This window comes from Methylobacterium sp. PvR107 (assembly GCF_017833295.1).
GTDB lineage: Bacteria > Pseudomonadota > Alphaproteobacteria > Rhizobiales > Beijerinckiaceae > Methylobacterium.
This window is the reverse complement of sequence record NZ_JAFIBW010000001.1, coordinates 928,586-942,069: the sequence shown is the minus strand read 5'-3', so window position 1 is coordinate 942,069 and position 13,484 is coordinate 928,586. Positions and strand designations below refer to the sequence as shown.

Sequence of the window (13,484 nt, the reverse complement as noted above, 5' to 3'; positions counted from 1 at the left end):
GCGGCGCGGATTAATCCGCTGGCTTGGCCGTTGAGGCAATGGGTGACGCGACGGGCCCGGCCACCGGCCGCTCGCAGCGATACGGCCCGCTGCCGTCGAGGGCCGCATACAGGACGCGGCCGCCGGACTCGATGCAGCGCGTCTTCGCCTCCGCGTAAGGCCGGTGGAAGCTCCAGATGGTGATCATCGGCCCCATCGTGGCGAAGCAGATGCCGCCGAACACCAAGGCAGCCGCCCAGGTGGCGCCGTTCCGGTCGGGGCGCTGCGGCCGAGGGGGCGGCATCGCGCCGTAGAAGGCGAGCGTCAGACCGAACAGGTCGATGGTGCTCATCAGCCGTTCCGCTTTGGGGCGCCGGACCCGGCAGGATCGGGCGTATCCACAATCCTAGGGCAGGACAGCGCCATAACCTACGCGAACCGGCCTGCGTCGTATCGCGTCAGGCCGCGGAGGACCTACGGTTCCCAGCGGGGCGGCCGCTTGCCCAGGAAGGCGTCGATGCCCTCGTGGGCGTCGGCCAGCATCATGTTCCGGGTCATGACCTCGGCGGCGTAGCCGTAGGCCTCCTCCACGCCCATCTCGATCTGACGGCCGAACGCCTCCTTGCCGATCGCCAGAACGCGCCGTGCCTTGCCGGCGATCCGGGTCGCGAGGGCGCCGACCGCCGCATCGAGATCCGCCTGCGGCACGACGCGGTTGACGAGGCCGATCCGCAGCGCCTCGGCGGCGTCGATCGGCTCGCCGACCAGCAGCATCTCCAGGGCAGCCTTGCGCGACACCGCCCGCGAGAGGGCCACCATCGGGGTCGAGCAAAACAGCCCGATCTGCACGCCGGGCGTCGCGAAGCGGGCCTCCGCGGCGCAGACGGCGAGGTCGCAGGTCGCGACGAGCTGGCAGCCGGCGGCGGTGGCGATGCCGTGGACCCGGGCGATCACCGGCTGCGGCAGGCGTGTGAGGCTGAGCATCAGCCGGGCGCAGGTGCGGAACACCGCCTCGGTCGCTTCCCGCGCGGGATCGGCGCGCATCTCCTTGAGATCGTGGCCGGCGCAGAAGGCGGGGCCGGCCCCCTGCAGGACCACGACGCGTACCCCGGGATCCGTGCGGATCGCGTCGAGCTGGTCCTGGAGCGCGCCCATCAGGGCCATCGACAGGGCGTTGCGGGCCTGGGGCCGGTTCAGGGTCAGCGTCGCGACGCCGTCGGCGTCCGCGCGCAGCAGGATCGGTTCGTCCGATCTGTCCGAGGCGGATGGGACCGTGGACGGGGCTGCGGTCATGAGGGCGTCTCCCGATGCCGGCCGCTTTGGCACGTGCGGCCGAACCTGTGGCCGGAGGGTTAGCACGCGGCCCGAGCCCCCGCGATGCCGCCCACCGATTGGGCTGCCTCAAGAAAAGGTAAACCGCCCGTCTGGCAAGCTTGTCCGCCAGATCCGCGCGCTGCCGGCGCCGGCGGTCGCGCGAGGGATGTCCCGTCATGATGGTGCTGCCGTTCGTCGGCTTTGCGGGAAGTTTGGTCGCCGTGCTCGGCGGCCGTCGCGGGGTGGCCCTCGGCCTGTGGCTGGTCTCGCTGATCGGCACGCTCGTGCTGTTCGGCGCGCACGCCACCTCGACCCTTCAGCTCGATTTCTGAGGGATCGCGCGATGACCGCTCTTCAGGCCCGGACCCTCAACGCCCTCGCGCTGCTCGGCTGCTGCGCCGTGCTCATCGAGGCATTCTGGTATCAGTTCTTCCTCGGAGAATTGCCCTGTCCGCTCTGCCTGCTGCAGCGGGCCGCGTTCGCGGCGGCGGGAATCGGCTTCGCGCTCAACCTGCGCTTCGGTCCGCGGCCATCCCACTACGGGATCGCGATCCTCGGCGCCGTTGCGGGCGCCTGCGTGGCGGCACGACAGGTCGCCCTGCACATCGTTCCCGGCACCGGCGGCTTCGGCTCGACGCTGTTCGGACTGCATTTCTACACGCTGGCGCTCATCGCCTTCGCCGCGCTGATCGTCGGGGTGAGTGTGCTGCTCCTCGGCGACGGGGTCTTCCGGGCCGATCCCCGGGCGCAGAGCGGCGGGGCCGGCCGATTCGGCACGGCATGCCTGCTGCTGTTCCTCTGCGTCGTTCTCGCCAATGCCGTGTCCACGGCGGCGGAATGCGGCACCGGCCTCTGCCCGGACGACCCCACGCGTTACGAGGCGCTGGACAGCTGGCTGGGGCACGCCGGCCCGCGCTGACGGCGCAGGCCTCGGTCCCGTCGCACCCTACGCCAGCTCGGCCAGCGCGAGATCGAGGCTCGCGAAATCGGCGCCCGGGCCGTTCCACCATACCGGCGGATAGGCGGACAACCGGCCCATCAGGCCGGCATAGGCCTGCGCCAGCGTCGTATCGACGATTACCAGGGCCGCTCCCGACAGCGACAGGCTGTCGGCCAGAGCGTCACCGAGACCGGTCCCGTCGAGGCAGACGACCCGGAGGCCGAGGCGGGCGAGACCGAGGCGCATCGCCTCCGCCTGCCCGAGATCCTGCACCAGAAGCGCGACGGTGTCGCCGGCGCGCAGGCCCTCGCCGATGGCCCAGCGCGCGACCCGGTGCGGGCAGATTGCGGGCGCAGCCTCGGCGCCGCGCCGGTCGGCGGCTGCAGGCCCGGCCGGGCCGGTCCGGAAGGCGCGGGCCGGGTCCTGGGGCGCCAGGACTGGAAGTGATGCGGCAGAGGAGTTGACGCCGAACATGCGATGCAGACCGCCTTGATCTGGGTAGACCATGACGTCTGGCGTGACGCGGGCAGGTTAACACTCTCTCTCACCTCGCAGCCCAGCCGGGACACGGGTGCATTTTCGGCAGCTCCACGGCCCTGGACTGGATCTATGGCCAACGGGTCATGAAAATCGGTCGCACGTTTGCAGGCAAATTCGGTCGCATTGGCGAATGGCCCGCCCGGTCCTATGTCCCGCCCGCCTGAGGCGACCCGCCAGAGTTCGCCCGTCTTCGAGGAAACGGCTCCGCATGCGCCACATCGCCCTTCCCGCCGCCCTGATGCTCGCCGCTCTCCCGGCACAGGCGCAGGTCCGCAACGCGCCGGGCCCGCGGGCCCTGGAATTTGCCGCCTACATCTTCGCCGCCTCGAATGTCTGCGGCTACCGGGTCGGCAGCGACCAGTTCGAGGCGCTTCTGGCGAAGCAGAACGTGCAGATCGCCGATGTCCAGCCGCGGGGTCCGTTCGGCAACCGCGTGCAGACCATGTTCACGCTGATGTCGAACCAGATGGCGCAGAACCGCGATCAGGCCTGCATCGCGGTAGCCGGCGAATACGGCCCCGAGGGCACCGTCGCCAAGAACGTGCTGCTGCCGGCCGGCCAGGATCCGGGTGCTCCGGCGGCCAAGCCGGCGGAGACCGCCAAGCCGCAGTGAGCGCCGGCCGCGCTCAGCCCAAGCGCCACTCGATCGGGCGGCCACCGTGCGCGGTCAGCCACCGGTTGGCCCGCCCGAACGGATCCGAGCCGGGGAAATCCCGCGCGCGGTTGAGCGGCGAGGGATGGCCGCTCTCGAACACGCCGTGGCGGCGCGCATCGATCAGCGCCGCCCGGGCTCGGGCCTGGGCGCCCCAGAGCAGGAAGACCGCGGGCTCGGGACGCGCCGAGATTGCGGCGACCGCCTCGTCGGTCAGCGCAGCCCAGCCGTAGCGGAGATGCGCCCCGGCCTTGCCGGCCTCGACGGTGAGCGCGCTGTTGAGGAGCAGGACGCCCTGCCGCGCCCAGGGCGTCAGGTCGCCGCCCGCGGAACGGTCCGAGCCGGCCTCCGCCAGGATCACCTTCAGCGAGGCGGGGAGGCGGCCCGAGCCCACGAACGAGAAGGCGAGGCCGTTGGCGTCACCGGGGGTCGGGTAGGGGTCCTGCCCGAGGATCACCGCGCGCACCGCCGGCAGCGGCGTCTCCGTCAGGGCGCGGAAGATCCGGTCCGGCGCCGGCAGCACGCGGGCACCCGCGGCGATACGGGCATCGACGCGGGCTGCCACCGCGTCGGCCTGCCCCCCCGCGAAGAACGGCAGCGTCAGCCAGGGTGAGCTGGCGGCGCGGAAGGCCGCGAGGGCATCGGCAACAGGCGTGTCGGTCATGAGTCTCGCGGTCAGGATCGTGGCCGGGATCTGCGGCAGCCGGGCCCCGCGACCGGGGCGGCGGTTGCGGCTTGCGGCGACACATGGTTAGGGACAGAGGTCGAGCGCGCGGCGCCTCACGGGGCGGCATGTCGCATCCGGTCTTCGCCGGGCGGCATCGCACCCTACATGGAGCGCACCCGACAGGGGCAAGCCTCCGGTCCAGGCCCAAGCGCACGCGCCGGCCCCCGGATATCCGAAGCCAGAGGAAGGACTCGGCGCGCGGCGCCGGAACGATGCCATGAACGAACGCGTCGAACCTGCCGCGCTGGCCAATGGCCGGCCCCTGACGACCCTCAAGCCCGCAGCGGACGGCCTGCCGGCCGACCACCCGAAGGTGGCCTGGGGCCGTGTCGGCGTCCTCCTGATGAATCTCGGCACGCCGGAGGGCACGACCTACTGGCCCATGCGCCGGTACCTCAAGGAGTTCCTGTCGGACCGGCGGGTGATCGAGGTGCCGCGGCTGATCTGGTGGCCGCTGCTCAACCTCGTGATCCTGACCAAGCGCCCCAAGCCGAAGGGTCGCGACTATGCCAGCGTCTGGAACAACGCCCTGAACGAGGGTCCGCTCAAGACCATCACCCGCGGCCAAAGCGAGCGCCTCCAGGCCGCCATGGGCGAGTCCGTGGTGGTCGATTGGGCGATGCGCTACGGCAAGCCCGAGGTCGCCGGCCGGATCCAGGCCCTGCTCGACCAGGGCTGCGACCGTATCCTGCTGGTGCCCCTCTATCCGCAATACGCCGCCGCCACCTCGGCGACCGCCTGCGATCAGGCGTTCCGCGCCCTGATGGACATGCGCTGGCAGCCGACGGTGCGGGTTTCGCCGCCTTATCACGACGATCCGGTCTACATCGCCGCGATGGCCGATTCGATCCGCGAGGGTCTGGACAAGCTCGATTTCGAGCCGGAGGTGATCCTCACCTCGTTCCACGGGGTGCCGCGGAGCTACCTGCTCAAGGGTGATCCCTACCATTGCCAGTGCCACAAGACCGGCCGACTGATCCGGGAGAAGCTCGGCCTGTCGCCGGAGAAGATGCGGGTGACCTTCCAGTCCCGCTTCGGCAACGAGGAGTGGCTGAAGCCCTACACCGACGAGACGGTGATGGAGCTGGCGAAATCCGGCGTGAAGCGCATGGCGATCGTCGCCCCGGGCTTCACGGCGGATTGCCTGGAAACGCTGGAGGAACTCGACGGCGAGAACCGTCACTATTTCGAGGAGAATGGCGGCGAGCAATTCGCCTACATCCCCTGCTTGAACGACAGCGACCTCGGCATGCGGGTGATCGAGCACGTGGTGCGCCGCGAGCTTCAGGGCTGGATCTGACGATCGGGCGCGAACGCCGCTTGCGGGCTGGCCGCGCCCCCCTATTATTTTCCTAAGCCGGACGGGTTTTTCGGTCCGGCGCGGGAGGATCACATGGCGTTCTTCATCGGCATCGCGTGCCCATGGCTGCTGATCGCGGTGCTCGACCGAATTGCCGAAGGGCGCCGCAGCGACGAACTCGCCGCGCTCGGGGTCACGCCGCAGGCCGCGCCGGAACGCTCGAGCTACCTCGTGCCCGACCGGCCGTACTGACGGGTTCGACCGGTTCTCAACACCCGTGAGTGAGGTCGAGAAGCGCGGCGCGAGGCTGCGCTTTTTTCTATGTCCGGAATCGTTGGGTGCTGGTTATCTTGGCCGGGTCCGCCCATCCGGAGGACGCGATGATTCGTGCCGAACTCGGGGATCCGCTTGAGGCCTTCGTGACGCGGCTGGTCGAAACCGGCCGGTACACTTCGGAGAACGAGGTGCTTCGGCAAGGTGTCCGCCTGATCCGCGACCGGGAAGCGAGCCTCGCCGCGTTGGATCAATCGATCACGATCGCCCTCGCTCAGGCCGGGCGGACCAAACCGGCCGACGATGTCTTCGGCCGGCTGGAACGCAAGTCTCGTGCGCTCAGCGACGGGACAGAATGATCGTCCGTTTCGCGGACGCGGCGGAACACGATCTGGAAGCGCTCGGCGACCTCGTCGCGCAGGACAATCCGCAGCACACTGAGTTTCGTTCGGGGACTGCGCATGGCCTGCCTGGCGCTGGCTGATTTCCCCGAGCGTTTTCCGCTGGTTTGCCGCTATGAGGACCGTGGCGTTCGCCGGCATGTGCAGGGCAAGTACCCGATCTTCTACAGGGTTGAGACCGATTGCGTCGTCATCCTGCACATCCTGCGTGGCACCGTCGATCATGCCACGCGCCTGTTCCCGTCCTGACTGGACCCGTCCGGCCCGACCGTCAACAGCGCCCGGATCAGGGCTTCTTCGTCTCCGGCACCGGCTGAGCCGCCTCGGCGGGCGCGTCGGTGCGCTCGATCTTCGCCTCCGAGCGCAGTTTCAGGATCATGTCCTGCTGGGCCTTGCGGATCAGGTGCTGGTCGATCTGCTCTTTGAGATCCTCAAAGGTCGGCTGCGGCTTGGTCCGCTTCTCCTCGACCTTGATCACGTGCCAGCCGAACTGCGTCTTGATCGGGTCGGAGACCTGGCCGACCTTCATCGCGAAGGCCGCATTGGCGAAGTCCGGGACCATCCGCTCCTTGGTGAACCAGCCGAGATCGCCGCCCTCGGTCTTCGAGCCCGGATCCTTCGAGGTCTCGGCCGCGACCTTGGCGAAATCCTCGCCGCCCTTGATGCGCGCCGCGATCTTTTTCGCCTCGGCCTCGTTGTCCACGAGGATGTGGCGGGCATGCACCTCCTCCTCGGGCTTCATCAGCTTGACGGTCTGATCGTAGATCGCGTGCTCCGACTCGGGCGTGACCGCTAGCTTGGCCTCATGCTCCAGGTAGTCGTCGAGCAGGAGCTTGTCGCGGAAATAGGCGAGCTTGCGCTGGAACTCCGGCGTGTCGCCGATCTTGGCCGCCTCCGCCGCCTGCGCGCCGACCCGCAGGTCGACCATGTAGTCCACGAGCAGGTTCTTCTTCTGCGCCTCGTCGACACCCGGCAGCGACAGTGCCGGATCGTCGGCCGCGATGGCGAGGTCGCCCTGCGTGATCGGCTTGCCATTGACGCTTGCCGCAACCGCGTCCGGCCCGGGCGCCGCGGCGGGCGTGTTCGCCGCGGGCGTCGATGCCGGAGCCGGGGCCTTCTGCGGCGTCTGCGCCAGCGCGAATCCCGGCATCGCGAGCATGACGGCAAGCGCGCTGGCGCGCCGGAGGAGGGCGGTGTTCGGCATGCGGGCGAAGTCTCCGACTGACGTCTCGCGCCGCCCCGATCGGGCCGGGCGGCAGGCTGCGGCACAGGTGGCCCGCGTCGCGCGAGAAGGCAAGCGCTGCCGTTCCGCGCATCCCGGAACCGTGACCGTACCGGCCCGCGTTGAGCGCTGCCCCTTTCAGGTGCACCGGGCGATGTTTACCTCTATAAGCCCGGCCAACTCCGCCCAGGCCGGCCCGCCACGCTCACCCGTGGGCGGGCTCGCGCGTCCGCAGGTCAACGATGCTCGGCTCGATCGCCAAGAAGATTTTCGGCTCCTCCAACGACCGCCGCGTCAAGGGCTATCGCCCGCGCGTGGCCCTGATCAACGCGCTGGAACCGGAGATCCAGGACCTGTCGGACGAGGCCCTGCGCGCCCGCACCGACATGCTGAAGGCCGAGCTCGCCGCCGGCAAGAGCCTGGACGACATCCTGGTGCCGGCCTTCGCGACGGTGCGCGAGGCCGCCAAGCGCGTCTTCGGTCAGCGCCATTTCGACGTGCAGCTGATCGGCGGCATGGTGCTGCACGAGGGCGGCATCGCCGAGATGAAGACCGGCGAGGGCAAGACCCTGGTGGCGACGCTGCCGGTCTATCTGAACGCGCTCGAGGGCAAGGGCGTCCACGTCGTCACGGTCAACGACTACCTCGCCGCCCGCGACGCCGAGTGGATGGGCCAGCTCTACCGGTTCCTGGGGCTCAGCGTCGGCACCATCGTCCACGGACTCGACGACGCGCAGCGCAAGGACGCCTACGCCTGCGACATCACCTACGGCACCAACAACGAGTACGGGTTCGACTACCTGCGCGACAACATGAAGTACGAGATGTCCCAGCTGGCGCAGCGGGGGCACAACTTCGCGATCGTCGACGAGGTCGATTCGATCCTGATCGACGAAGCGCGCACGCCGCTGATCATCTCCGGCCCGGTGGATGACCGCTCGGAACTCTACGTGGCGGTCGACGCGCTGATGCCGCGCCTGCGCAAGGAGTTCTACGACCTCGACGAGAAGCAGCGCACCGTCTCGCTGACCGAAGAGGGCAACGAGTTCATCGAGGAGGCGCTGCGCGAGGCCGGCCTCCTCAAGGAAGGCGACCTCTACGACGCCCACAACGTCACGCTGGTCCACCACGTGAACCAGGCTCTGCGCGCCAACACGCTGTTCACCCGCGACAAGGACTACATCGTCAAGAACGACGAGGTGGTGATCATCGACGAGTTCACCGGCCGCATGATGCAGGGCCGGCGCTACTCGGAGGGCTTGCACCAGGCCCTCGAGGCCAAGGAGCGGGTCACGATCCAGCCCGAGAACCAGACGCTGGCCTCGATCACCTTCCAGAACTACTTCCGCCTCTACAAGAAGCTCGCCGGCATGACCGGCACGGCCTCGACCGAAGCCGACGAATTCGCCGAGATCTACAAGCTCGACGTGGTCGATATCCCGACCAACAAGGAGGTCGAGCGCGTCGATGAGGACGACGAGGTCTACCGGACCGTCGGGGAGAAGTACGAAGGCATCATCGCCGAGATCGACAGGGCGCATAGCCGTCACCAGCCGATCCTGGTCGGCACCGGCTCGATCGAGAAGTCGGAGCACCTCGCCGAGATGCTCAAGAAGGCCGGCTACAGCCTGCTCGACTATTCCGATCCGAACGCGCTGACAGACGTCTACGCCGCCGCCCGCGAGGGCCGGGTGACCAAGCGCTTCGCCGTGCTCAACGCCCGCTTCCACGAGCAGGAGGCCTATATCGTGGCCGAGGCAGGTGTGCCCGGCGCGATCACCATCGCCACCAACATGGCGGGCCGCGGTACCGACATCAAACTCGGCGGCAATCTCGAGATGCGGATCGAGAAGGAGTTGGGGCACTTGGCCGACGGGCCGGAGCGCAACGCCGCCATCGAGGCGATCAAGGCTGAGATCGCCGAGAACCGCGCCAAGGTGCTGGCCTCCGGCGAACCGGCCGATCCCGAGGCAGGCCGGAAGAAGGCGCTGCCCGGCGGCCTCTACATCATCGGCACCGAGCGCCACGAATCCCGGCGCATCGACAACCAGCTCCGCGGCCGTTCGGGCCGCCAGGGCGATCCCGGCCGCTCGAAATTCTACCTGTCGCTCCAGGACGACCTGATGCGGATCTTCGGCTCCGACCGCATGGACGGGATGCTGCAGAAGCTCGGCCTGGAGCAGGGCGAGGCGATCATTCACCCCTGGATCAACAAGGCGATCGAGAAGGCGCAGCAGAAGGTCGAGGCGCGCAACTTCGACATGCGCAAGAACGTGTTGAAGTACGACAACGTCATGAACGACCAGCGCAAGGTCGTGTTCGAGCAGCGCCGCGACTTCATGGGTCAGGACAGCGTCCGCGAGACCGTGGACGAGATGCGCGAGGGCGTGATCGACGACCTCGTCGCCCGCCATATCCCGGAGAACGCCTACGCCGAGCAGTGGGACGTCGCCGGCCTGCACGAGCAGGTGAAGGACATCCTCAACCTCGACGTGCCGGTGGAAGACTGGGCCAAGGAGGAGGGCATCGCCGACGAGGAGATGCGCGAGCGCCTGATGAAGGCCGCCGAGACGGCCTATGCCGACCGGACCGAGAAGAACGGTGCCGAGGTCACGGCCTATATCGAGAAGCAGGTCCTGCTCCAGACCCTCGACCATCTCTGGCGCGAGCACCTCGTGACCCTGGACCACCTGCGGCAGGTGATCGGCTGGCGCGGCTTCGCCCAGCGCGACCCGCTGAACGAGTACAAGTCCGAGGCGTTCGACCTGTTCAACGGTCTCGTGACCGCCCTGCGCGAGCAAGTCACCGCGCAGCTCTCGCGGGTCGAGATCATGATGCAGGAGCCGCAGGCGGAGTACCCGGCCGGTGGCCCGACGCTGCCGCCGATGTTCGCCCAGCATCTCGATCCGGTGACCGGCGAGAACGAGATGGATTATGCCGGGCAGGGTTCGGGCAGCGACGGGGGCGGTGGTCCGGCCTACGGTTTCGCCGCGCAGGGCCTCGCGGCGGATGGGGCCGTGCTGGAGCGCAATCCGGACGATGCCGCCACCTGGGGCCGCGTCGGCCGCAACGAGCCGTGCCCCTGTGGCTCGGGCAAGAAGTACAAGCACTGCCACGGCAGCCTCCAGGCCTGAGGCCGGCGTGCCCGCGCGGGCGGTCTTCATCGCCGGGGGCGGGACGGAGATCGGCAAGACCTACGTCACCGCGGCCCTGACCCGGCGCCTCCGGACGCTGGGTCGGCCGGTCCGGACCCTCAAGCCTCTCGCGAGTGGGGTCCCGCCGTTCGGCGACCCCGGCTTCGCCGAGAGCGACACTGCCCGTCTGCTCGACGCCCAGGATCTTGCCCTCGACGACGCGGCCGTCGAGGCATGCTCGCCGTGGCGGTTCTCGGCGCCGCTCTCGCCCGATCAGGCGGCCGCGTTGGAAGGGCGGTCCCTGGACCTTGCCGACCTCGTCGGCTGGTGCCGCACGCAGATCGCCGGCACCCGGGGCACGCTCCTGATCGAGGGCGTGGGCGGCCTCATGAGCCCCGTGACCGAGACAGCCACGGGTCTCGACTGGCTGCGCGCGCTCGGCGTTCCGGCCCTTCTGGTCTCCGGCAGCTATCTCGGGGCGATCAGTCATGCGCTCACCGCCTGCGAGACTCTGCGCCTGCATGCGGTTCCCCTGCTCGCCGTGGCCGTCAGCGAAAGCGAGGGTGCGCCGGCACCGGCCAGCACGGTGGCGGGAGCGATCGCCCGCCATGCCGGCGCGCCGGTCTTCTGCCTCAGACGCGGCCAGCCCTGTCCGGAGGGACTCACCGATCTGATCTGAGGCGCCGCCAATCGTGACCGCGGCGGCGCTGGACGGCTTGGCCGCAGCCGCTACTTCTTCGAAGGAGGCGCCGCACCCCGGACCGGGGGCGCCCTGCCGGAGTCCTGCGTTGAGTCAGTCCCTTGCCCCAGCGGCGCATTCCGGGTCCCAGGCTGCTGCGGGAGGCGATGTGCCGACGCGCGGCCGGCTGCGGCCGGCCCTCATCCTGGGCGCGCTGGGGGTCGTCTACGGCGACATCGGCACGAGCCCGCTCTACGCGTTCAAGGAGGCGGTGAAGGCCGCGACCGCCGGCGGGGCCTCGGTGCCGGCGGCGGCCACGGGTGCGGTGTCGCTGATCCTGTGGTCGCTGATCCTGATCGTGTCGCTGAAATACGCGGTGCTGATCCTGCGCGCCGACAATCGCGGCGAGGGCGGCATCGTCGCCATGCTGGCGCTGCTGGGGGCGCGGCAGGCGCGGCCGGGGACGTGGAAGGCGCTGCTTCTGGTGATCGGGCTCGTGGGCGCGGCTTTGCTCTACGGCGACGGGGCGATCACGCCGGCGATCTCGGTGCTGTCGGCGGTCGAGGGCCTGAAGGTCGATGCGCCGTCACTCGGTCCGTTCGTGGTACCGATCACGCTGGTGATCCTGGTCGGGCTGTTCCTGGTCCAGCACAAGGGCGTAGCCGCCATCGGCCGGGTGTTCGGACCGGTCATGCTGGTCTGGTTCGTCGTGCTGGCCCTGCTCGGAATCGTCGGCATCGTCGCCAAACCCGAGGTGCTCGCGGCCGCCAACCCGTTTCATGCGGTCGATTTCATGCTCCATGCCGGCTTGCACGTCAGCTTCGCCATGCTCGGCGCCGCCTTCCTGGCGGTGACCGGCGGCGAGGCGATGTACGCCGATCTCGGACATTTCGGCGCGTCGCCGATCCGCCTCTCCTGGTTCGCGCTGGTCCTGCCCGCGCTCATGCTCAACTATTTCGGCCAGGGCGCGCTGCTGATCGCCACCCCGGACGCGATCGAGAACCCGTTCTTCCGCCTGTGCCCGGATTGGGGCCACCTGCCGCTCATCGCGCTGGCCACGATGGCGACGATCATCGCCTCCCAGGCGATCATCTCGGGCGTGTTCTCGCTGACTCAGCAATCGGTCCAGCTCGGCTTCCTCCCGGCGATGCGGATCGTGCAGACGGCCCGGGAGGAGCGGGGACAGATCTACGTCCCGATGGTGAACTGGCTCCTGGCGGCGGCAACCCTCGTGGCGGTGGTGATGTTCGGATCGTCCGACGCGCTGGCCGGCGCCTACGGGATCGCGGTCTCGATGCTCATGGCGATCACCACATTGCTAGCAGCCCTCATCGCCCTGCGGTGGGGCTACAACCCGATCCTGGTCTTCGCGGTGAACGGCTTCTTCCTGGCGATCGACGCCGTGTTCTTCGCGGCCAACAGCGTGAAGATCTTGGAGGGCGGCTGGTTTCCCCTCGTCCTCGCCGGCGTCGTCGCCCTGATGATGCTCACGTGGAAGAAGGGCAACGAGCTCGTCGAGGACGCGCGGATCTCCCTGAGGCAGCCCGAGGACGTCTTTCTCGCCGGCCTCCAGCACCGCGACCTGCTGCGCCTGCCCGGCACCGCGGCGTTCCTCTCCGCGGCGGAGCACGGCATTCCGCTGCATCTTTCGCGGTTCGTTGCGCGCAACCACGCCCTGATGGAGCGCATCCTGATCATCACGGCCCTCTACGAGGAGACGCCCACCGTCCCGAAGGAGCGGCGCGCCCACGTGACGATCCTGGCGCCGGACTTCTACCGGGTGATCCTGCGCTACGGCTTCATGGAAGAGGCCTCGATCCCGGAGGGGCTCGCCTGCGCGGTGGAATCCCGGCACCTCCCGCCGCACGTCCTCGACGACATGACCATCTTCGTCGGCCATGAGACGATCATCCCGCGCAAGGACAAGCGGGGCATGGCGCCGTGGCGGGAGAACCTGTTCGCCTTCATGCAGCGCAACGCCGAGCGCACCGGCGCCTTTTTCGGCGTGCCGACCCGGCAGGTCGTGGAAGTCGGGACCGAAATCGAGATCTAGGCGTTCAGGCGACCACCCGACACACGCGCAAGTCTCCGCCGCGGCCCACGGGTGAGATCGCCAAGTCCACGCGGGACGACGGGTGACAATCCGCCCTGAATGGGTCGCGGATGCGACCGCCTGCACAGGGTACGACGACGGACCGGAGCGGAGCCGCAGGCCGTACTCAGCGCAGATCCTTGCCAGCCGATGCACAGAAACTTGAGCAGGCAATGCCGGACGGCGCGGAACCGCGGCCGCCGCGCCTCGTTGCGCCCCAACCTGGGCGAC

At 69.1% G+C, this 13,484-nt stretch carries 16 protein-coding genes; 11 read left to right on the top strand and 5 right to left on the bottom strand.

Annotated features, from left to right (window positions below; all coding sequences use genetic code 11):
- Positions 1-10 precede the first annotated feature (10 nt).
- Entirely contained in the window at positions 11-331 is a 321-nt protein-coding gene (locus JOE48_RS04265; RefSeq protein ID WP_210028076.1) for a hypothetical protein, read from the bottom strand.
- Positions 332-453: 122 nt separating this feature from the next.
- Complete coding sequence (locus JOE48_RS04260) at positions 454-1,272, bottom strand: enoyl-CoA hydratase (RefSeq protein WP_210028074.1); 819 nt, start codon at positions 1,270-1,272, stop codon at positions 454-456.
- A 197-nt stretch (positions 1,273-1,469) separates the two neighbouring features.
- Between JOE48_RS04260 and JOE48_RS04255 the strand changes: the two genes are divergently transcribed.
- Both JOE48_RS04255 and JOE48_RS04250 read left to right on the top strand, forming a co-directional pair.
- Entirely contained in the window at positions 1,470-1,625 is a 156-nt protein-coding gene (locus JOE48_RS04255; protein ID WP_210036133.1) for a DUF5993 family protein, read from the top strand.
- Positions 1,626-1,636: 11 nt separating this feature from the next.
- A complete protein-coding gene (locus JOE48_RS04250; protein WP_210028072.1) occupies positions 1,637-2,212 on the top strand; it encodes a disulfide bond formation protein B in 576 nt (191 codons plus the stop codon).
- 27 nt (positions 2,213-2,239) lie between these two features.
- Here the strand turns inward: JOE48_RS04250 and JOE48_RS04245 are convergent, their stop codons facing one another.
- Positions 2,240-2,707, bottom strand: coding sequence for an AMP-dependent synthetase (locus JOE48_RS04245; RefSeq protein ID WP_210028063.1), 468 nt, complete (start codon positions 2,705-2,707; stop codon positions 2,240-2,242).
- A gap of 274 nt (positions 2,708-2,981) precedes the next feature.
- Between JOE48_RS04245 and JOE48_RS04240 the strand changes: the two genes are divergently transcribed.
- Positions 2,982-3,386, top strand: a complete 405-nt coding sequence (locus JOE48_RS04240) for a hypothetical protein (protein WP_210028060.1) — start codon at positions 2,982-2,984, stop codon at positions 3,384-3,386.
- A gap of 13 nt (positions 3,387-3,399) precedes the next feature.
- On the opposite strand, the gene JOE48_RS04235 is transcribed toward JOE48_RS04240, so the two are convergent.
- Complete coding sequence (locus JOE48_RS04235) at positions 3,400-4,089, bottom strand: uracil-DNA glycosylase (RefSeq protein ID WP_210028058.1); 690 nt, start codon at positions 4,087-4,089, stop codon at positions 3,400-3,402.
- 280 nt (positions 4,090-4,369) lie between these two features.
- Here JOE48_RS04235 and hemH point away from each other — a divergent pair, with 280 nt between their 5' ends.
- The 5 genes from hemH (at position 4,370) to JOE48_RS04215 (ending at position 6,375) form a co-directional block, all read left to right on the top strand.
- Complete coding sequence (gene hemH, locus JOE48_RS04230; protein WP_210028056.1) at positions 4,370-5,452, top strand: ferrochelatase; 1,083 nt, start codon at positions 4,370-4,372, stop codon at positions 5,450-5,452.
- Between the two features lie 93 nt (positions 5,453-5,545).
- Complete coding sequence (locus JOE48_RS04225) at positions 5,546-5,704, top strand: hypothetical protein (RefSeq protein ID WP_210028054.1); 159 nt, start codon at positions 5,546-5,548, stop codon at positions 5,702-5,704.
- Positions 5,705-5,832: 128 nt separating this feature from the next.
- On the top strand, positions 5,833-6,084 hold the full coding sequence (locus JOE48_RS04220) for a type II toxin-antitoxin system ParD family antitoxin (RefSeq protein WP_210028052.1): 252 nt from the start codon (positions 5,833-5,835) through the stop codon (positions 6,082-6,084).
- Entirely contained in the window at positions 6,081-6,209 is a 129-nt protein-coding gene (locus tag JOE48_RS30990) for a hypothetical protein (protein ID WP_312893064.1), read from the top strand. Before JOE48_RS04220 ends, JOE48_RS30990 begins: the two co-directional genes overlap by 4 nt.
- Positions 6,151-6,375, top strand: coding sequence for a type II toxin-antitoxin system RelE/ParE family toxin (locus tag JOE48_RS04215; protein WP_312893405.1), 225 nt, complete (start codon positions 6,151-6,153; stop codon positions 6,373-6,375). Before JOE48_RS30990 ends, JOE48_RS04215 begins: the two co-directional genes overlap by 59 nt.
- Positions 6,376-6,412: 37 nt before the next feature.
- Here the strand turns inward: JOE48_RS04215 and JOE48_RS04210 are convergent, their stop codons facing one another.
- Positions 6,413-7,330 carry a peptidylprolyl isomerase gene (locus tag JOE48_RS04210; RefSeq protein WP_210028050.1) on the bottom strand — a complete coding sequence of 306 codons (918 nt, stop codon included), beginning with the start codon at positions 7,328-7,330 and terminating at the stop codon, positions 6,413-6,415.
- Positions 7,331-7,590: 260 nt separating this feature from the next.
- Here JOE48_RS04210 and secA point away from each other — a divergent pair, with 260 nt between their 5' ends.
- From secA to JOE48_RS04195, 3 genes are all read left to right on the top strand, one after another.
- Positions 7,591-10,482, top strand: a complete 2,892-nt coding sequence (secA, locus tag JOE48_RS04205; RefSeq protein ID WP_210028041.1) for a preprotein translocase subunit SecA — start codon at positions 7,591-7,593, stop codon at positions 10,480-10,482.
- A 7-nt stretch (positions 10,483-10,489) separates the two neighbouring features.
- Positions 10,490-11,161 carry a dethiobiotin synthase gene (gene bioD, locus JOE48_RS04200; RefSeq protein WP_210028019.1) on the top strand — a complete coding sequence of 224 codons (672 nt, stop codon included), beginning with the start codon at positions 10,490-10,492 and terminating at the stop codon, positions 11,159-11,161.
- A gap of 109 nt (positions 11,162-11,270) precedes the next feature.
- Positions 11,271-13,214: a KUP/HAK/KT family potassium transporter gene (locus JOE48_RS04195; protein ID WP_210028017.1), complete on the top strand. Its 1,944-nt coding sequence runs from the start codon at positions 11,271-11,273 to the stop codon at positions 13,212-13,214.
- Positions 13,215-13,484: the final 270 nt, after the last annotated feature.